At 64.4% G+C, this 19,554-nt stretch carries 19 protein-coding genes; 7 read left to right on the top strand and 12 right to left on the bottom strand.

All coding sequences use genetic code 11. The features are described from left to right. The first annotated feature begins 277 nt into the window (after positions 1–277). Together GPL20_RS03150 and GPL20_RS03145 are read left to right on the top strand one after the other, a co-directional pair. Complete coding sequence (locus GPL20_RS03150; protein WP_157327652.1) at positions 278–1,840, top strand: SUMF1/EgtB/PvdO family nonheme iron enzyme; 1,563 nt, start codon at positions 278–280, stop codon at positions 1,838–1,840. Between the two features lie 116 nt (positions 1,841–1,956). Continuing rightward, complete coding sequence (locus GPL20_RS03145) at positions 1,957–2,406, top strand: DUF4399 domain-containing protein (RefSeq protein ID WP_157327650.1); 450 nt, start codon at positions 1,957–1,959, stop codon at positions 2,404–2,406. On the opposite strand, the gene GPL20_RS03140 is transcribed toward GPL20_RS03145, so the two are convergent. The 10 genes from GPL20_RS03140 to pqqA all read right to left on the bottom strand — a co-directional run bounded on the left by GPL20_RS03140 (position 2,407) and on the right by pqqA (position 12,704). Next, on the bottom strand, positions 2,407–3,462 hold the full coding sequence (locus tag GPL20_RS03140; protein WP_157327648.1) for a 2-oxoacid:ferredoxin oxidoreductase subunit beta: 1,056 nt from the start codon (positions 3,460–3,462) through the stop codon (positions 2,407–2,409). A gap of 127 nt (positions 3,463–3,589) precedes the next feature. Continuing rightward, a complete protein-coding gene (locus GPL20_RS03135; protein WP_157327646.1) occupies positions 3,590–5,437 on the bottom strand; it encodes a 2-oxoacid:acceptor oxidoreductase subunit alpha in 1,848 nt (615 codons plus the stop codon). Continuing rightward, entirely contained in the window at positions 5,407–7,206 is a 1,800-nt protein-coding gene (locus GPL20_RS03130; RefSeq protein WP_157327644.1) for an FAD-dependent oxidoreductase, read from the bottom strand. Before GPL20_RS03130 ends, GPL20_RS03135 begins: the two co-directional genes overlap by 31 nt. A 237-nt stretch (positions 7,207–7,443) precedes the next feature. Continuing rightward, complete coding sequence (locus GPL20_RS03125; RefSeq protein ID WP_157327642.1) at positions 7,444–8,121, bottom strand: DUF4286 family protein; 678 nt, start codon at positions 8,119–8,121, stop codon at positions 7,444–7,446. 158 nt (positions 8,122–8,279) lie between these two features. Next, positions 8,280–9,266 (bottom strand): prolyl aminopeptidase, encoded by a 987-nt coding sequence (gene pip / locus GPL20_RS03120; RefSeq protein ID WP_157327641.1) that lies wholly within the window; start codon positions 9,264–9,266, stop codon positions 8,280–8,282. Continuing rightward, positions 9,256–10,455 (bottom strand): pyrroloquinoline quinone biosynthesis protein PqqE, encoded by a 1,200-nt coding sequence (gene pqqE, locus GPL20_RS03115; protein WP_157327639.1) that lies wholly within the window; start codon positions 10,453–10,455, stop codon positions 9,256–9,258. The genes pip and pqqE overlap by 11 nt, the downstream gene beginning before the upstream one ends. Then, entirely contained in the window at positions 10,452–10,763 is a 312-nt protein-coding gene (gene pqqD, locus GPL20_RS03110; protein WP_157327637.1) for a pyrroloquinoline quinone biosynthesis peptide chaperone PqqD, read from the bottom strand. Before pqqD ends, pqqE begins: the two co-directional genes overlap by 4 nt. 24 nt (positions 10,764–10,787) lie before the next feature. After that, complete coding sequence (pqqC, locus tag GPL20_RS03105) at positions 10,788–11,567, bottom strand: pyrroloquinoline-quinone synthase PqqC (RefSeq protein ID WP_254125608.1); 780 nt, start codon at positions 11,565–11,567, stop codon at positions 10,788–10,790. Next, the gene (gene pqqB, locus GPL20_RS03100; protein ID WP_157327635.1) at positions 11,564–12,493 is read right to left on the bottom strand and encodes a pyrroloquinoline quinone biosynthesis protein PqqB; all 930 of its coding nucleotides are present in this window, start codon (positions 12,491–12,493) and stop codon (positions 11,564–11,566) included. The genes pqqC and pqqB overlap by 4 nt, the downstream gene beginning before the upstream one ends. Before the next feature lie 130 nt (positions 12,494–12,623). Then, positions 12,624–12,704 (bottom strand): pyrroloquinoline quinone precursor peptide PqqA, encoded by an 81-nt coding sequence (gene pqqA / locus GPL20_RS03095; RefSeq protein WP_007595659.1) that lies wholly within the window; start codon positions 12,702–12,704, stop codon positions 12,624–12,626. A 261-nt stretch (positions 12,705–12,965) separates the two neighbouring features. Between pqqA and GPL20_RS03090 the strand changes: the two genes are divergently transcribed. The 5 genes from GPL20_RS03090 (at position 12,966) to tarD (ending at position 16,877) form a co-directional block, all read left to right on the top strand. Continuing rightward, complete coding sequence (locus GPL20_RS03090; protein ID WP_028177529.1) at positions 12,966–13,223, top strand: DUF6894 family protein; 258 nt, start codon at positions 12,966–12,968, stop codon at positions 13,221–13,223. A 214-nt stretch (positions 13,224–13,437) separates the two neighbouring features. Next, a complete protein-coding gene (locus GPL20_RS03085; RefSeq protein ID WP_157327633.1) occupies positions 13,438–14,838 on the top strand; it encodes an amidase family protein in 1,401 nt (466 codons plus the stop codon). Positions 14,839–14,840: 2 nt separating this feature from the next. Next, positions 14,841–15,317 carry a glutathione peroxidase gene (locus GPL20_RS03080; RefSeq protein WP_157327631.1) on the top strand — a complete coding sequence of 159 codons (477 nt, stop codon included), beginning with the start codon at positions 14,841–14,843 and terminating at the stop codon, positions 15,315–15,317. Between the two features lie 11 nt (positions 15,318–15,328). After that, complete coding sequence (locus GPL20_RS03075) at positions 15,329–15,571, top strand: DUF3297 family protein (protein WP_157327629.1); 243 nt, start codon at positions 15,329–15,331, stop codon at positions 15,569–15,571. 136 nt (positions 15,572–15,707) lie between these two features. Next, positions 15,708–16,877 carry a D(-)-tartrate dehydratase gene (gene tarD / locus GPL20_RS03070; RefSeq protein WP_157327627.1) on the top strand — a complete coding sequence of 390 codons (1,170 nt, stop codon included), beginning with the start codon at positions 15,708–15,710 and terminating at the stop codon, positions 16,875–16,877. A 194-nt stretch (positions 16,878–17,071) separates the two neighbouring features. On the opposite strand, the gene GPL20_RS03065 is transcribed toward tarD, so the two are convergent. Next, positions 17,072–18,424 carry a malonyl-CoA decarboxylase gene (locus tag GPL20_RS03065; RefSeq protein WP_157327625.1) on the bottom strand — a complete coding sequence of 451 codons (1,353 nt, stop codon included), beginning with the start codon at positions 18,422–18,424 and terminating at the stop codon, positions 17,072–17,074. 321 nt (positions 18,425–18,745) lie between these two features. Then, positions 18,746–19,546: an AraC family transcriptional regulator gene (locus GPL20_RS03060; protein ID WP_167532867.1), complete on the bottom strand. Its 801-nt coding sequence runs from the start codon at positions 19,544–19,546 to the stop codon at positions 18,746–18,748. Between the last annotated feature and the right edge of the window lie 8 nt (positions 19,547–19,554).

The raw sequence follows: 19,554 nt of genomic DNA, 5'->3' as shown, positions 1-19,554 counted from the left end.
TGTCTGTTAGGCGCGGACGAGGCGCACCGCGTTCGACTTTCGTAAGTCGCTCGTGCGGATCATCGCGGGTGGACTCGGACCTGCGGTTTCACGCCGGGCCTTAGTCACAGAGGGGGTCGAGAAGGTTCAATCGGTGCAGCGCCTTGATCCTTCGGAACTCGATGCCGGCGATTTTCGCGACATTGTCTCGGATCATCAATGTGATAGCCTTCACAGACGACCGCCTTCGGCGGTCGTAAGCTGGGGCTGCCTTGCAAGTTTGTGGAGTCCCCCCGCAATGGGCGAAATTCGCAACTTCAGATCCGGAAATCAGGATGGGCCGCCTCCACATGGCCCGATGCCGCGTCGTCTCGCGGCGATCATTGTTGGCGACATCGCGTCCTACAGCCGCTTGATGCAGGCTGATGAGGAGGGCACGCATACCCGCGTCAAGCGGATTGAACGGGATCTCATCACCCCCAGCATCATCGAGCACCATGGAAGTCTGGTGAAGACGACGGGCGATGGCTTCATCGCGATTTTCGACAGTCCCGTCGAGGCCGTTCGATGCAGCATCGTCATCCAGCAGAACCTCATCGGCCGCAACGCCTCGCTTCCGAAGCATTCCCGGATCGAATACCGGATCGGCGTCAATCTCGGTGACGTCATCGTCGAGCCGGACGATATCTACGGCGACGGCGTCAACATAGCCACGCGCATCGAGGGCATAGCCGAGCCCGGTCAGGTCTACATCTCCGGCGCGATCTACGAGCAGATCAAGCACAAGGTGGTGTGCGGCTATGAATCGCTCGGAGACCGCAAGGTCAAGAACATCACCGATCCGGTGCGAGTCTATCGCGTGCTGCCGGACGCCGATGCGGTCGGCCGGACGCGCAGCCGGCGCGAGAATGCCTTGATCTTCTTCCTGGGCATCACGCTGCTGGTGATGGCCGCCGGCGTGCTCTGGTATCTGCTGTCGCAGCCGCCCGGCAAGGTGGGCGAGCAGGCCGCCGCGCCGTCTGCTTCTCCGACAGTTTCTCCGGCCCCTTCTCCGATCGTTTCTCCGGCCGCGTCGCCGAGCCCGCAGCCTTCGCCGCGCGAAGCGGCGACGCAGACGCCGCAACCGTCTCCCACGCAGGCGTCTTCACCGTCGCCGTCTCCGGCACCCAGTCCGTCGGTGATTGCGGTCCGCGAACCCGAGATGATCGCCATTCGCGGCGGCAGTTTCGCGATGGGAAGCAATGATGATCCGACCGAACGTCCCGTCCACCAGGTCTCGATCAAGCCGTTCTCGATCGGCAAATATCCGGTGACGGTGCAGGAATGGAACGAATGCGCGGCTGCAAAGGCGTGCAGCTTCACCGCCAGCGGCAAGGACGATGCCCCCGTCAGCAATGTGAGCTGGACCGACGCGCAGCAATATGCCGCCTGGCTGGCGCAGGCGACGAAGAAGTCCTACCGGCTTCCGAGCGAAGCCGAATGGGAATATGCGGCGCGCGGCGGATCGCAAACCAAATATTGGTGGGGCGACAAGCTCCAGCCGGGCATGGCCGGGTGCAAGGACTGCGGTGATCTTGCGGCCGAGCAGCCCGCGAAGGTCGGCAGCTTCAAGCCAAATCCGTTCGGGCTCTACGATATGGGAGGCGGCGTCGATCAGTGGGTCGCGGACTGCTGGCACAGGACGTATCAGGGCGCGCCGGCTGACGGCTCGGCATGGATCGCTGGCGACTGCCCCTCGCACGTCCTGCGCTCCGGCTCCTGGAAGAACGATTCGAGATATGTGCGTCCGTCCAACCGCGATGGTTACGACACCAATGTCCGCTACCCCACGCATGGATTCCGCGTCGCACTCAGTCCTTAGCGCGATGAGATTGGGATGAATCGTCATCGCGCTTCAGGTTGTTGTTTGAGCATGATCTTTTCGGAAAACCGCTGCGCACTTTTCCGGATCATGCCTTAGGTTCTGGAGTAGGCTTGATGAAAATCATTTGCTGTGCCGCGCTGGCGGCCGCGATCGCATTGTTCTCGGGCGCAGCCTACTCGCAGGGCAAGACCGCGCCGAAGGATGCCAAGCTCTATTTCATCACCCCGCGTGACGGGCAGAAGGTTCGCGGTGCATTCTGGGTCCGGTTCGGTTTGCGCAACATGGGCGTGACGCATGCCGGCGACGACTACCAGAATGCCGGTCATCATCATTTGCTGGTCGACGTCAACGACCCCATCGATCCGAAGGAACCGATCCCGCAGGACAAGTCGCATCTGCATTTCGGGGCGGGGCAGACCGAAACCATGCTCGACCTTCCGCCAGGGACGCACACGCTCCAGCTGGTGCTCGGCGATGCGAAGCACTATCTGTTCGAACCGCCCGTCGTGTCGGAGAAGATCACGATCCGCGTCAGGTCGCCGGCTACAGCGCGGAATAGATGATCACCGCAGGCTGGCGTTGATCTTGTCCAGCACCGCCGAGCCCGGGCACAGCGTATCCGCTTCCAGTGTGTTGAGCGGCGTCTCGACCGTGTTGAGATGCTCGTGCAGGTCTTCCGCGTCGGGGTCGACATAGAGCAGGCCGGTGACGATCTGGCCCTTGGCGGCGTGCTTCGCGAGGAAGGTCTGGGCCCCCAGCCGGTCATGCGGATCGTAGTCCGCGTCGATCTTGCGCAGCGCGATCCTGCTGCCGTCGTGCTGCTCGACCAGCTGCACCGTGCCCGGCGCGTAGTCGACGGCAATGGGATCGCGGCCGACCAGCACGTCGAGCCGGTTCACGGCGTCGTTGTGTTCGCGGACATAATCAAAACTCTTGGTCGAGCCGGCGTGATTGTTGAAGGCGATGCAGGGGCTGATGACGTCGATGAACGATGCGCCCTTGTGACGGATGGCGGCCGCGATCAGCGGCACGAGCTGGGTCTTGTCGCCGGAGAAGCTGCGCGCGACGAAGGTGGCGCCGAGCTGTAGCGCGATCGCGACGAGGTCGATGGCGTTGTCGGTGTTGGTCACGCCCTTCTTGGACTTCGAGCCGCGGTCGGCGGTCGCCGAGAACTGGCCCTTGGTCAGGCCGTAGACGCCGTTGTTCTCGACGATATAGGTCATGTTGACGCCGCGCCGGATCGAATGCGCGAACTGGCCGAAACCGATCGAGGCGGAATCGCCGTCGCCGGAGACGCCGAGATAGATCAAATCGCGGTTGGCGAGGTTGGCGCCGGTCAGCACGCTGGGCATGCGGCCGTGCACGGAGTTGAAGCCGTGCGAATTGCCGAGGAAATAGTCGGGCGTCTTCGACGAGCAGCCGATGCCGGAGATCTTCGCCACCCGGTGTGGCTCGATCGAGAGCTCGTAGCAGGCCTCGATGATCGAGGCCGTGATCGAATCGTGGCCGCAGCCGGCGCACAGCGTCGAGATCTTGCCCTCGTAATCGCGATGGGTGTAGCCGAGCTCGTTCTTCTTCAGCCCGGGATGATGAAATTTCGGCTTTGCGATGTAGGTCATGACAGCACCTGCGATTCCGGGCCCGTCATGGCCGGGCTTGACCCGGCCATCCACGTCTTGGCCGGAGAGAAGAGAGGCGTGGATGCCCGGGTCAAGCCCGGGCATGACGGAGAGAGTGCAGCGCGGTTCATGACACGGCCTTGCGGAGCGGGGTCACCTTGAGGTGATCCTGGTGGTCGCCAATGGCTTTCGCGATGAAACGGGCGGTGATCGGCGTGCCGTCATAATGCACGATCGGCACGAGCCGCACCGGATCGATGCCGTTCTCGTTGACGATGAGCTGGCGGAGCTGGGCGTCGCGGTTCTGCTCGACCACGTAGACGAAATCGTGCTCGGCGAGGAAGCTTGCGACGCTGGAGTGGAACGGGAAGGCGCGGATGCGCAAGCGGTCGAGCTGATGGCCGCGCGCTTCCAGGAGGCCGATCGCCTCGTCCATCGCGGGCGAGGTCGAGCCGAAATAGATCACGCCGTATTTGGTCGGCCGTTCCGCATTGGCCTGGAGCGGCCGCGGCACGAGGTCCTGCGCGGTCTCGAACTTGCGCACGAGGCGCTGCATGTTGTCGGCATAGACCGAGCCTTCCTCGGAATAGCGCGCATAGCGATCACGCGACGTGCCGCGGGTGAAATAGGAGCCCTTGGTCGGATGCGTGCCGGGATAGGTGCGGTAGGGGATGCCATCGCCGTCGACGTCGAGATAGCGGCCGAAATCGCGGCCTTCCTCCAGCATCTCCGTGGTCATCACCTTGCCGCGGTCGTACTGCCGTGCATCGTCCCACTTCAGCGGACGGCAGAGGCGGTGGTTCATGCCGATGTCGAGGTCGAGCATCAGGAAGATCGTGGTCTGGAGCCGCTCGGCGAGGTCGAACGCGGCGGCCGCGAACTCGAAGGCTTCGGCCGGATCTTCGGGGAACAGCAGCACATGCTTGGTGTCGCCGTGCGAGGCGTAGGCGCAGGCGATGATGTCGCACTGCTGCGTGCGGGTCGGCATGCCCGTGGACGGGCCGGCGCGCTGGATGTTCATGATCACGGCCGGGATCTCGGCGAAGTATGAGAGGCCGATGAACTCCGTCATCAGCGAGATGCCGGGGCCGGAGGTCGCCGTGAACGCGCGGGCGCCGTTCCAGGAGGCGCCAATGACGATGCCGATCGAAGCCAGCTCGTCCTCGCCCTGAACGATGGCGTATTTGGCCTTGCCCGTTTCAGGGTCGTGCCGGTACTTCTTGCAATGGGCGGTGAAGGCCTCCGCCACCGACGAGGACGGCGTGATCGGATACCAGGCGCACACAGTGGCGCCGCCATAGACGGCACCGAGCGCGGCGGCGCTGTTGCCCTCGATGAAGATGCGGTCGCCGACCTTGTCGGATTTCCTCACCCGCAGCCCGATCGGGCATTTCAGGTTCTGGAGCGCCCAGTCGCGGCCGAGATGCAGCGCATGGACGTTGGAGGAGAGCAGCTTCTCCTTGCCCTTGTACTGCTCGCCGATCAGCTGCTCGATCAGCTTCGGGTCCATGTCGAGCAGCGCACTGAGCGCGCCGAGATAGATGATGTTCTTGAACAGCTGGCGCTGGCGCGGGTCGGTATAGGTCGAGTTGGTGATCGCGGTGAGCGGCACGCCGATCACGGTGATGTCGTCGCGGAATTTCGTCGACGGCATCGGTTTGGTGGAATCGTAGAACAGGTAGCCGCCCGGCTCGATGCCGCCGACGTCCTTGTCCCAGGTCTGCGGGTTCATCGCCACCATCATGTCGACGCCGCCGCGCGCGCCGAGATGGCCGTCCTCGGTCACCCGCACCTCGTACCAGGTCGGCAGGCCCTGGATGTTGGAGGGGAAGATGTTGCGCGGGGAGACCGGCACGCCATGGCGCAGGATCGCGCGCGCGAACATCTCGTTGGCGCTGGCCGAGCCCGAGCCGTTGACGTTGGCGAAACGGACGACGAAGTCGTTTACGCTGCTGATCGGCTTTTTGTCGGGCATGCTGAACCTGCGTGGGTCATCTCGATGAAGTATTTCTGCATGTCCCAGGCGCCGGTGGGACAGCGCTCGGCGCACAGCCCGCAATGCAGGCAGACGTCCTCGTCCTTCACCATCACGCGCCCGGTCTTGAGATCGGAGGAGACGTAGAGGTCCTGGTCCGGACGCGGCGAGGGCGCCTTCAGGCGCTGGCGCAGATCGTTTTCCTCGCCATTATCGGTGAAGGTGATGCAATCCATCGGGCAGATGTCGGCGCAGGCATCGCATTCGATGCAGAGCGAGGTCGAGAACACGGTCTGCACGTCGCAGTTCAGGCAGCGATGGGCCTCGCCGAGGGCCAGCTTGACGTCGTAACCGAGCTCGACCTCGGTGCGGATGTCCTTCAGCGCGATCACCTTGTCGCGGTGCGGCACCTTGAAGCGCTTGTCGTTGGAGATGTCGTTGTCATAGCTCCATTCGTGGATGCCCATCTTCTGCGAGGTGACATGCACCTCCGGCAGCGGCCGCTCGCTGACGTCCTCGCCCGAGAGCAGCCTGTGGATCGACAGCGCGGCGTCATGGCCGTGCGCGACCGCCCAGATGATGTTCTTCGGACCGAACGCGGCGTCGCCGCCGAAGAACACTTTTGGATTGGTCGAGACGAACGTCGTTGGGTCGACCTTGGGCATGTGCCATTTGTCGAACTCGATGCCGCAATCCTGCTCGATCCAGGGGAAGGCGTTCTCCTGGCCGACGGCGACCAGCACGTCGTCGCAGGGAATCGTCTGATCGGGATCGCCCGAAGGCACCAGATTGCGGCGGCCTTTTGCGTCGTATTCGGCTTTGACGTGCTGGAAGGTGACGCCGATGAGCTTGCCGGCGACATGCTTGAATGCCACCGGCACCATGTAGTTGAGGATCGGGATATCCTCGTGGATCGCGTCTTCCTTCTCCCAGGGCGAGGCCTTCATCTCCTCGAAGCCGGAACGCACGACCACCGTGACTTTCTCGCCGCCGAGCCGGCGCGCGGTGCGGCAGCAATCCATCGCGGTGTTGCCACCGCCGAGCACGATGACGCGCTTGCCGATCTTGTCGGTATGGCCGAACGACACGTTGGCCAGCCACTCGATGCCGATATGGATATTGGCGGCGGCCTCTTTCCGGCCGGGGATGTCGAGCTCGCGGCCGCGCGGCGCGCCGGAGCCGACGAAGATCGCGTCATATTTCTCCGCGAGCAGCGACTTCATGCTGTCGATGCGATGCCCACCCTTGAACTCGACGCCGAGATCGAGGATGTAGCCGGTCTCCTCGTCGATGACCGAATTGGGCAGGCGGAATTTCGGGATCTGCGTGCGCATCATGCCGCCGGCTTCCGGATCGGCATCGAACACGGTGCAGTGATAGCCGAGCGGCGCGAGATCGCGCGCCACCGTCAGCGAAGCGGGGCCGCCGCCGATCAGGGCAACACGCTTGCCGTTCTTCGGCGAGGGCCGCGGCAGCCGCTGCTTGATGTCATCTTTGAAGTCGGCCGCGACGCGCTTCAGGCGGCAGATCGCCACCGGAGTTTCCTCGACGCGCCCGCGGCGACACGCCGGCTCGCATGGACGATCGCAGGTGCGTCCCAGGATTCCGGGAAACACGTTCGACTTCCAATTGATCATGTAGGCGTCGCTGTAGCGGCCTTGTGCGATCAGACGGATGTATTCGGGAACCGGGGTGTGCGCAGGACAGGCCCACTGGCAATCGACCACTTTGTGAAAGTAGTCGGGGGCCGCGATATCGGTCGGTTTCATTCCTACCCTGTCCGCGCAGGCCCAAAGACCCCGCGGCCTTTTCTTGAGCTTGGCGAGCGCTTAATGCGCTTCGATCTGGTTTCTGAATGACGTCATTGGGTTAGCTTATTAGAACCGTTCCGAAGCACAACGGCAAATTTGCGCGATCACCTGCTTTCATGGGAGCCACGCGCGCACGGCATTGACGCCGCGCGAAAGATGCGGCGCTGCAGCATGTTGCGCTGCATATGAGGTGCGTCAGCCGCGCGCGATATCACTCTTGGCGAGATCCCACATCAGGCTGTAGGTGCCGACGGAAACCGGCGGCGGCAACGGCGATGCAGCAGGGCCGGTGAAGCGCTCGGCGATCACGGCCGAGACCGCGCCGACATGCGTGCCGTCGATCAGCACGAACCAGTCGCGCGCACCGTCATTGCGCGACGCCGGAATTTCAGCCGTGGCGCCCGACAATTCCGGCTCGCTCTCCAGCAGATGCATGGAGATGACGCCGTCGCGCGTTGCCGGCACCAGCTTGTCGTGCAGCGCATCACGCCATGGTGCGGCCTTGTCGGGCGTCGGCCGCAGCCGCACCACGCCAAGCGCGGCCCCGCGCCCGCTGCCGTTGCTGACGGTGATGCGCGCGACCACGCGGAGCATGTCCTTGAAGCGCGCCATGCTCTGCCGCGACCAGTCGGTCGGGCTCGCGAGCCGCGCCCGGTAGGCCGGGCTGCCGAGCACGTCGAGCGTCGCGGTCGAATACAGGCAGAGATATTTGGGATTGGCGGCATGCGCGACATAGCGCCGCGCCTCCAGGAAGCCGTCGATGGCGACGCGCTCTTCCAGATGCTCGCGATCGTACCAGCGGTTGAAATCAGCTTCATCGGCCGCGTCGATATTCATCGACGTCAGCAGCATGCCTTTCCCGGCGAGCGGCATTTTCTTGTTGTCCTTCCCATGCAGACCCTGGACCCTCAGGGTGAGGAGCGCGTCTTTCGCGCGTCTCGAACCATGAAAGGCCCGGCTCTTTGCGTCTCGGCCTCTATCCTTCGAGACGCGCTCTTTGGGAGCACTCCTCAGGATGAGGGGGGAGGTCCTTATCGCGCGGCTTTCGAAGCAAGGTCCGCGATTGACCTCATGACCGCGTCCCTCACGCCGGTATCATAGAGCGAATGTCCGGCCTCTTCCACGATACGAATCTCGGAACCCGGCCAAACTTTCGCGAGCGCCTGCGATGTTTCAGGAGGGCACAACAGATCATAGCGGCCCTGGACGATGATGCCGGGAATGCCGGCGAGGCGATCGGCGTTCCGCAACAACTGGCTCTCGCTCATGAAGGAGTTGTTGCGGAAATAATGCGCCTCCACGAACGGCGTCGCCGGCAGCGTGCGCCAGACGTTCAGCGACGCCAGGTCCAGCCTAGTCTTGGCGGGCTTGTGCTCGGACAATGTGCGCTCGGTGTCATGCCAGGCCCGCGCGGCGGGGCCGTGCACGGCCGGCTCGGCATCGAGGATGCGGCGATAATAGGCGTCCACCGGTTGCGCCCGCTCTTCGGGCGGCAGCACGCTCAGAAAATCCTCGGCGAGGGCAGGATAGAATTGCGACAGGCGCGAGGTGAAGGCCATCTCCACTTCGGCCCGTGTGCCCAGGAAGGTTGCGCGCAGCGCAATGCCGGAGACGCGCTCGGGATGTGCCTCCGCATAGGCCAGCGCCAGCGTGGCGCCCCAGGAGCCGCCTACCAGCATCCAGCGGTCGAAACCGAATTTCTCGCGGATCTTCTCCATGTCCGCGATCAGGTGCGCCGTCGTGTTGTGCTCGCGCGATCCCTTCGGCCGGCTGCGGCCGCAGCCGCGCTGGTCGAACAGCACGGCGCAGAAGCGGTCGGGATCGAACAGCCGGCGATGGTCGGGCTGGCAGCCGCTGCCGGGGCCGCCATGCAGATAGACCGCTGGAATACCGTCGGCGCGGCCGACGCTCTCGACGTAGAGCTCGTGGCCGTCGCCGACGTCGAGCATGTCGGAGGTCAGCGGCGCAAAGGGATCGGTACGTTTGACCGAGCTGGCCGCGTCGGCGTCAGGTCCCATTCTCGGATTCCAGAGTGCCGCCGGAGAAATTGCGATAGAGGAAGCGGTTGGTCTCGCCCTCGGCCTCGCGCTCGGCCTGCTTGAAGATGGTCTCGTGCAGCGGCGACAGCGCGCAGGCCGGATCGGTGTTGGCGGCGTCGCCTGTCAGCGCAAAGGCCTGGCAGCGGCAGCCGCCGAAGTCGATCTCGCGGAACTCGCAGGTTTTGCACGGCTCCTTCATCCAGCCGGTGCCGCGATAGCGGTTGAAGGCGTCGGAGTTCTGCCAGATCCAGGCGATCGAATGGTTGGAGCGCACCGACTCGAAGTCGAGCCCGGTGATGCTCTCGGCGGCGTGGCAGGGCAGCACCTTGCCGGCGGGCGAGATGTTGAAGAACTGCCGGCCCCAGCCACCCATGCACTTCTTCGGCCGCAGCGCGTAATAATCGGGAACGACATAGTCGATCGCGAGCGTGCCCTTCAGCCGCTCGCGCGCCTCCTCGACGAGGCGGGTGCACTCGTCGAGCTGCGCGACCGTCGGCATCAGCGCGGCGCGGTTCTTCAGCGCCCAGCCGTAATATTGCACATTGGCGACCTCGAGCCGGTCGGCGTCGAGATCGACCGCCATCTGGATGATGTCGGGCAGCTGGTGCAAGTTCTGCCGATGCATCACCGCGTTCACGGTGAGCGGCAGATCGAGCTCGCGCGTCCACTTGGCGACTTCGAGCTTCTTGCGGTGTCCGTTCCTGTAGCCGGCGACGCGATCGGCGAGGCCCTCTTCGACGCCCTGGAAGCTGATCTGCACGTGGCAGAGCCCGGCGTCCGCAAGCTGGCTCAGCCGCTCGCGCGTCAGCAGCACGGCCGAGGTGATGAGGTTGGTGTAGAGGCCGGCGTCGCTGGCATGCTTGACCAGCTCGACGAGGTCCTTGCGCGCGGTCGGCTCACCGCCGGAGAAGTGCACCTGGAGCACGCCGATCTCGGCGAGCTCGCTCAGGACCTTCTTCCATTCCTCGGTGGTCAGCTCCTTGGCCGAACGGTCGAGCTCGACCGGGTTGGAGCAGTAGGGACATTGCAGCGGGCAGCGATGGGTGATCTCGAGCAGCACCGCCAGCGGAATGCCGAACGTCTCCGCCGTCGAGCGCTGCTTCTCCAGCACCGCGAGGCTGTCGCTAACGTCAGGCGGGATAGTGGGATTGCCGAGCACATCGCTCATGACGTCTTCTCCCGGGCCTCCGTGAGAAAGCCCTTGTCGGCGAGATCCTGGAGCATGACGACGACGTCCGCCAAAATCGCCTCGCGCGGAGCGGCATATTTGGCAGCCAGCTGATCGGCGACGTCGCCGACATTGCGCTCGCCGTTGCAGAGCTGCAAGACCTCGACCGCGATCTCGTCGGGCGCCAGCACCCGTTCCGGCGCCAGGATCACCCAGACCTGTCGTGTTTCATCATATTTCAGCTTGGCATGCCGCGGCAGCACGGGGCGGCTTGCCTCGCTGACGCTGATGTTCCGCGGCCCGGCCATGACTGTTCCTCTTCAGCTCGCCTTTTAAGTCGCCTTGGGCACGAACGCGCCCGGCGGAATGTTGCCTTCGACATAGGCGTGCTGGAGCGCGTCGAGCTGCACCCACAGCACGTTGGTCTTGAAGATCAGCGCGTTGCACACCTGCGCGCGCTGCTCCGGCGTCGTGGCATGCGCCTTGACATAGTCGAGCGCAAAGCCGGCATCGCGCGGCGCCTGCGCCAGCCGCCGCTTGAAGTAGCTCATGATGTCAGGATTGACGAAGTCGTAGTGCTCCAGCATGCCGGAGATGCGCTCCTCGTGCAGGTTCGGCGCGAACAGTTCTGTGAGCGAGGACGCGATCGCCTCCAGCGGGCTCTTCTCGCGGCAGTAGTGCACGTAAGCCTCCACCGCGAACCGCGTCGCCGGCAGGATGCCCTCGGTCGATTCCACATAGGCGGTGTCGAGCCCGAGGCCCTCGGTCAGCTTCAGCCAGCGCTCGATGCCGCCCTCGGAACCGACGTCGCCGTCATGGTCCTCGATGCGGTGGCGCCATTCCAGGCGCGTGGCGCGGTCGCGGAAGCGCGAGATCACCACCGCGTCCTTGATCGGGATCGTGCTCTGGTAATAGTAGCGGTTCAGCGCCCAGGCCTGCACCTGGCCCTTGTTCAGCTTGCCGCCGTGCAGCAGTCTATGGAACGGATGCAGGCTGTGATAGCGCGTCGCCCCGATGTGGCGCAGCGTCGCCTCCAGCTCCTCGGCGCTAGTGAGCTTGATGTCCTTGCCGATCGAGAGCGCGGTCATTCCAGTCAGTGACGCGGCATTCACAACACGATCTCCGTTCCATCCGCCGGTATCTGCCAGCCCGCCTGCTCGGCGGTCCTCCGCTCGCTTGAGCCGGGCAGCAGCGCCGGATTCGAGTTATTGATATGCAGAAACATCTTCCTGTCGATAGTGAGGTCGGCCAGCCGCGCGATCGCGCCGTCGTCGCCGGACATCGCGACATGGCCCATGCTCTTGCCGGTCTTGTGGCCGAGGCCGCACCTGATCATCTCGTCGTCCTGCCACACCGTGCCGTCGAAGAACACCAGCGCCGCGCCATCGATCTCGGCCTTGAGCGCCTCGGTGATCTCGGCGCAGGCGGCGATGAAATAGAAGCTCTTGCCGGTCGACTTGTCGGTGATCTTGAGGCCCAGCGTATCGCCGTCGCCGGTCTCGCCGCCCGGATGCGCCTTGCCCTCCAGATACCAGGCCGACTTGCCCGGTACCGCGAACGGCAGCACCTCGATCCCTGAACGCGCGCCATCCGGCAGTCGCGGCTCGAACGGCTCGTGGATAGCCATCGGCTGACGCCGCACGTTCTTCTCGTTCAGCACGTTGAAGATGCTGTTGGCCTTCAGGATCGCCAGCACCTTGTCATGTGCATAGATGGTGAAGGGCGAGCCCTCGCGCATCGACAACAGGCCCGCGACCGCATCCACTTCGCCGTTCGTCAGGATCACGCCCGCAATCGGCGTATGGCGTAGCGCCCCGGCCTTGGGGTGCAGCTGCGGCGTGGCATTCAATTGCTGGCGAAGGTCCGGGGACGCGTTGATCAGGAACCAGTGCTCGCCGTCGCCGCTGAAGGCAACCGAGGCCTGGGTTCTCTGAAGCTCATGACCGCTTTCACGGGCCGCCCGGCAGCCCTCGCACCCGCAATTCCATTGCGGGACTCCGCCGCCGGCCCCGGCGCCCAGGACGACGACGCGAAGCATGATCCGTCTCCTGGAGGGAACGCTGCGAGGTGGACCTCAGGCCGACACGGATGCCGACAAGGAACATGTCCTCCGGAAACGTATCGTGACCGAAAGATCCACCTGCGCCGAACGCGAACTCACCAACCGCTCACTTGCGGGTGGCGCTCACATACATGTTGATTTCCATGCCGCAGGGCACTTCGACGATCTTCGGGGCTTTCCAGGCCATTTGGCTCTCCATTTTCGCGAATTCGGACGTCTCCGCCCACGGTTAAATTAATGCCGGCGGAAAAGTTCGCCAGTGAAATTTTCCCGACCTAAGTCGTAGGTTGACGGAATTGTTGCATCGCAAAGAGAGCGCATTGCGGCCGCAAAGATGAGCGAATGAGGTAACGAAATCCGCCGATAGGTCGTGCTCCCTGTCGGGATAAACCAGTTGTGAGTATAAAACGGCTTCCAATCGACGCCAGGCGACCCCATTGGATCAGGCATGCCCAGATATTTCTTCAACACCCGTATCGGCGACGAGTTGATCGTGGATCCTGACGGCGAGGACCTGCGCAATCCCGATCGTGCCTGGGAGGTCGCCCGCCAGATGATCCTGGAGGTGGTGAAGTCGGAGGGGGCCCAGCCGGCGCTGCTCGAGGCCGTCATCGAGGTGACCGACGATGACGGGGAGATCGTCCTGGAGTTTCCTTTCACCGAGGCGCTGCTGGACATCCCGGACCAGTCGGCGACGCGGCATTAGGGGCCCCCGCTCTCTCCCCGTCATTGCGAGGAGCCCTTGCGACGAAGCAATCCAGACCACCTCCGCGGAGACAGTCTGGATTGCTTCGCTGCGCTCGCAATGACGGAGAATGAGGCGGCCCCACCCGCACTAAACCCGCCCTTCGCCTCTGCGAAATCCGCATGGCTTTGCCGCGTTCCCGGCGCTAAAACACGCCGGTCATACGGAGCAAGCCATGCAAGATCTCTGGCGCCTGTCGGCCGCCGACCTCGCCACCCTCGTCAAATCCAGGAAAGTGTCCGCCAAGGAGGCGGCCAAGGCCGGCCTCGCCCGGCTCGATGCGGTCAATCCCCAGCTCAACGCCGTGATCGACCATCGGCCGGAGGACGTGCTCAAGCAGGCTGACGCCGTCGATGCCGTCATCGCGCGGGGCGAGGATCCCGGCGTGCTGGCTGGGGTTCCCGTCACCATCAAGGCCAATGTCGATCAGGAAGGCTTTGCCACCACCAACGGCCTCAAGCTCCAGCGCGACCTGATCGCGCGCGAGGACAATCCGGTTGTCGCCAATTTCCGCAAGGCCGGCGCCATCCTGCTCGGCCGCACCAATTGTCCGGCCTTCTCCTATCGCTGGTTCACCACCAATCTCATTCATGGCGACACCAGGAACCCGCGCGATGCGGCGCTGACTCCGGGCGGCTCGTCCGGCGGTGCCGGTTCTGCGGTCGCGGCCGGCATCGGCCACATCGCCCATGGCACCGACATCGCCGGCTCGATCCGCTATCCCGCCTATGCCTGCGGCGTGCACGGCCTGCGTCCGACGCTCGGCCGCATCCCCGCCTTCAACCCGGCGCTGCCGGAGCGTCCGATCGGCCCGCAGATCATGGCGGTCTCGGGCCCCTTGGCGCGAACGGTCAATGACTTGCGGATTTCGCTCGAAGCGATGTCGGCCCGCGACATCCGCGATCCCTGGTTCGTGCCGGTGCCGCTGCAAGGCCCGGCGAGGCCAAAGCGCGCCGCGCTCTGCCTCAATCCGGACGGTCTTGCGACTGCGCCGGAAGTGAAGGCGGCGGTGAGCGATGCCGGCAAGCGGCTGGAGCGGGCGGGGTGGACTGTCGATGTGATCGAGAATACGCCGCCGATGCGTGAAGCCGTCGAGTGGCAGATCAAGCTTTGGCTCGGCGACGGCTACGAGGCGCAGCTCGAGATGGCCGAGCGCGAGGGCGATCCCGGCGCGCTGGCATGCCTGCGCGGCAACCGCGCCAGCGTCACGCCAATGGACCAGGCGAACTACGCCAAGGCATTGACCCGCCGCGCCACCCTGACCCGCGATTGGATGCTGTTCTTCGAGAAGTACGCGGTGCTGCTGACGCCGGTCTCGGGCGAGCTGCCGTTCCCCGATCATCTCGACCGCAAGGACGACGACTCCTTCAAGCGCGTCTGGGAAGCGCAGCTGCCGCAGATCGCGATTCCCTTCATGGGACTGCCGGGCCTCGTGGTCTCTACCGGTCTCGTCGGCAAGGCGCCCGTCGGTGTGCATATCGTGTCGGGCCGCTATCGCGAGGATCTCTGCCTGCTTGCAGGCGAGGCGATCGAGGCGGGCGGCGTGCCGCCGTCGCCGATCGATCCCGTGGGCTAACGATGACCGCGATCTACGACTTCAAGGCCAACTCGCTTGCCGGCGACGAAGTGCCGATGCGCCGTTTCGAGGGGCAGGTGCTGCTGATCGTCAACACCGCGAGCAAATGCGGCTTCACGCCGCAATATCGGGGCCTTGAGGATCTCTATCGCGATCTCTCGCCGCGCGGCTTCGCCGTGCTCGGCTTTCCCTGCAACCAGTTCGGCGCGCAGGAGCCGGGGCAGGCGAGCGAGATCCAGGAATTCTGCTCGACCCATTACGACGTCACGTTTCCCCTGTTCGAGAAGATCGACGTCAACGGCGCCAACGCGCATCCCCTGTATGAGTACCTGAAGCGCCAGCAATCCGGCCTGTTGGGCGCCTCCATCAAATGGAATTTCACCAAATTCCTGGTGGACCGTGCCGGCAAGGTGGTCGCGCGCTACGCGCCGACCGCACGGCCGGAAGGATTGCGGAATCAAATCGAAACCCTGTTGTGAGCGAGACAATCATGAGCGACGAATTTCCGGACCGCCTGTCGGTCGATCCGAACAGCCCCTATTACAACGCGGACATCCTGGCGCGCGACGTCGGCATCCGCTTCAAGGGCATCGAGAAGACCAATGTCGAGGAATACTGCATCAGCGAAGGCTGGGTCCGCGTCACCGCAGGGAACGCCAAGGACCGCTACGGCAACCCGCTGACCATCAAGGTGCACGGTTCCGTGGAGCCGTACTTCAGGGATAAGAAGTGACGGCGAAGCCGTCATTCCGGGGCTCGCGAAGCGAGAACCCGGAATCTCGAGATTCCCCGGTGCGCAATTGCGCACCTGAGGTCTGGTCCTTCGGACCATCCCGGAATGACGTACTAACAGATCGAAAGCCACCCCCATGTCCGTCCGCATCGTCGACGTCCGCGAGATCACGAAACCGATCTCCTCGCCGATCCGCAACGCCTATATCGACTTCACGAAAATGACGACGAGCCTCGTTGCCGTCGTCACCGACGTCGTGCGCGACGGCAGGCGCGTCGTCGGCTACGGCTTCAACTCCAACGGCCGTTACGGGCAGGGCGGCCTGATCCGCGAGCGCTTTGCCTCGCGCATCCTCGAGGCCGATCCGAAGTCGCTCGTGAATGCGGCCGGCGACAATCTCGACCCCGACAAGGTCTGGGCCGCGATGATGACCAACGAGAAGCCCGGCGGCCATGGCGAGCGCTCGGTCGCGGTCGGCACCATCGACATGGCGGTGTGGGACGCGGTGGCGAAGATCGCAGGTCAACCGCTGTTCCGCCTGCTGGCCGAGCGACACGGCGTGACCGCCAATCCGCGCGTCTTCGTCTACGCCGCCGGCGGCTATTATTATCCCGGCAAGGATCTCTCGATGCTGCGCGGCGAGATGCGCGGCTATCTCGACCGCGGCTACAACGTCGTCAAGATGAAGATCGGCGGCGCGCCGATCGAGGAAGACCGCACCCGCATCGAGGCGGTGCTGAAGGAGATCGGCAAGGACGCGCAACTGGCCGTCGATGCCAACGGCCGCTTCAACCTCGAGACCGGTATCGCTTACGCCAAGATGCTGCGCGATTATCCGCTGTTCTGGTACGAGGAGGTCGGCGATCCCCTCGACTACGCGCTGCAGGCGGCGCTCGCCGAATTCTATCCCGGCCCGATGGCCACCGGCGAAAACCTGTTCAGCCACCAGGACGCCCGCAATTTGATCCGCTACGGCGGCATGCGCCCCGATCGCGACTGGCTGCAATTCGACTGCGCGCTGTCCTATGGCCTGTGCGAATACCAGCGCACGCTGGAGGTGCTGAAGACCTACGGCTGGTCGCCGAGCCGCTGCATTCCCCACGGTGGCCACCAGATGTCCCTCAACATCGCAGCGGGCTTGGGCCTCGGCGGCAATGAGAGTTACCCCGACCTGTTCCAGCCCTACGGCGGCTTCCCCGATGGCGTGCGCGTCGAGAACGGCCACATCACCATGCCGGAGCTGTCAGGCATCGGCTTCGAAGGCAAGTCGGATCTCTACAAGGAGATGAAGGCGCTGGCGGAGTAGGGGCGGCTGGGGCCTTTGGGATACGACGACGCCTCCAACAACTCGGTGTCGTCCCCGCGAAAGCGGGGATCCATAACCACAGGGAGAAGTTATGGCGCGAGCCGGTAACTCCGAATCCCCGTAACCACGTTTCCCTGTGGTTATGGGTCCCGGATCAGCGCTACGCTTGTCCGGGACGACAGTTGAGTTTGTCGTTACGACAACCGCATATCCAGCAGCCGTCGTCCTTCGCCCTTGAGCAGCTTCTTCACCGCGCTCGAGGCCACGACCTCGCCGTCGTTGGCGTAGGCCTCGTGATTCTTCTCGATGTCGTCGAGGCGGTAGAGGTAGTTGACCATTACGCCGGCCGACTCGCGCAGTCCCTTCGGCGAGAGGTCTCCGAGCCAGTTGATGCGCTCGAGCCTTGCGCCGTTGCCGAGATGGAAGCGGGCGACGGAATCGATCAGCTTGCCCTTCGGCGTGCGCGCCTTGAGGAAGTAGTGCGCCGCCAGCGGCTCGATCAGGCCGCGTAGCAGCGTGGTCGTCTCGGGGTTTTCGAACCATTTGGGATCGTCGAGACGCTTCAGCAGCTCGCGGTCCTCGTCCGACAGCGGCAGGTCCTTGTCCTGCTTCACCCATTGCATGAAGCCGGGCACCGGCGACAACGTCACGAAGGTGTCGAGCTTCGGCGTCTCGCGGCGCAGCTCTTCCACCACCTGCTTGATCAGGAAGCTGCCGAAGGAGATGCCGCCCAGGCCGCGCTGGGTGTTGGAGATCGAATAGAACACCGCGGTGCGCGCGCGTGCGATCGGCAGGTGCTGGCGGTCGACCGCAAGCAGCGGCGCGATGGCGCCGGGAATGGTCTCGGTCAGCGCCACCTCGACGAAGATCAGGGGCTCGTCGACCATGGCGGGATGGAAGAAGGCGTAGCAGCGGCGGTCGACCGGATCGATGCGGCGGCGCAGGTCATCCCAATCGGAGATCTCGTGCACGGCTTCGTAACGGATGATCTTTTCGAGGATGTTGGCCGGGGTCGACCAGTCGATCCTGCGCAGCACGAGAAACCCCCTGTTGAACCACGACGAGAGCAGATGAGTGACGTCGCGATCGAGCGCGGCAAGATCGGTGTGTCCGTTCATCATGCCGAGCAGATCGGCGCGCATGTTGACGAGGTCGCCGGTGCCGCCGGGCGCGCGGTTGAGACGGCGGATCAGCTCCTGCCGCCGCGGCTCGGAGGCGAAATGCAGGCTGCTGGCGTCCTCGTCGCTGGGCTTGGCACGCCACTTCTCGATCGCCTTGGTGAGCCGTTCCCGATCGGGACCGAAATCGCGCACCAGCGCCTCGAAGAAGGCCCGGCGTCCGGACGCATCCAGGTCCTGGTAGAGATCGAGCACTTCGCGCGCCATGGCTGTGCCGGAAGCTTCGCCCCGGCCCGACAGCAGCGCGCTGCAGAGCTCGATCAGCCCGTCAGCGTCGTGTTTGGTGTCCGAGCCGTCGCCGCGGCGAAGCAGCGTGCGGCCGCGCTCGGAGATGGTGGCGAGCAGGTCGGAGAAGAAGGCGTTGGCCATCTGGGCTTTTCGAGTCCGGGGTTGTGCGCTGCGCAAGCTTACACAGGATTTAGGCGGAAGCCGATCACAATCAAGCGGAGGAATGCGGCAACTTTAGTTGGGCCGTGCGTTCCAAGAATGCCGTCATGTCCGGAGGGGGCGTCGTTCTCTGCAACCGTGAGGTGGCGGCGTGCACACCCCAAACACGGTGTCATGCTCCGCGTAAGCGGGGCATCCAGTACGCCGCGGCCCATCGGTTCTATCATGACCGCTGGTGGAATACTGGATTGCCCGCCTTCGCGGGCAACGACACCGAGTGTGAGGCGGCGGGCCGTGACAGCCTCATGATTTCCGCGCAAACTCCGTCGGCGTCCGCCCGGTGACCTGACGGAACGCCGCCGAAAACGCCGGCACGCTGGCATAGCCGAGCTGGGTCGCGAGCTGCTTCACCGAGACATTGGCATCCGTCGACAGCCGCTGGATCGCGGATGCGATGCGGGCGCGCTGGCACCAGCTCTTGAAGCTCAGCTGCGTCTCGGTCGAGAACAGCCGCGACAATGTCCGCGCAGAGGCTCCAACCGCGCGCGCCAGCGTGTCGATGTCGTGCAGGCCGGTGGGATTGTCGAGCACGATCATCGCGGCGCGCCGGCAGCGCACTTCGTGCGGCAGCGGCACGAAGGTCGCGGAATCCTCGGCCTGGTGCAATTCCAGCATCACCAGGCGAACCAGGAGCTCGGTGCGCTCCTCGGTATTGCGCGCGTCGAACAGCGCGAGGATCGCCTGGTTGAGCAGCGGCGACACCCGCACCACGAATTCCTTGGTCAGCCCCTCATAACGCTGCTCGCGCTTCAGCCAGGACAGGTCGAAATAGAGCGTGCGCATCTCGATGTCGGCGAGCAGGTCGATGGCGTGCTGGAGTCCGGCCGGCACCCAGACCGCGCGGTCCGGCGGCACCAGCCAGCGTCCCCCGGGCGTCGTCACCTGCATCGTGCCCTTGGCCGCATAGATCAGCTGCGCCTCGCGGTGCAGGTGCGGATCGATCCGCAGGCCCTTGGGGTAGTCGCGGGCGACCAGATGCACGCCCGCAGTCGAGCGGTGGTTGCCCCGGACCTCCCGGAGGATTGGCGTTTCGACGACAGTCATTGGCAGCA

Source organism: Bradyrhizobium cajani, from assembly GCF_009759665.1.
Lineage (GTDB): Bacteria > Pseudomonadota > Alphaproteobacteria > Rhizobiales > Xanthobacteraceae > Bradyrhizobium > Bradyrhizobium cajani.
Note: the sequence above shows the minus strand (reverse complement) of the source record. Positions and strands in the feature narration are given on the sequence as shown.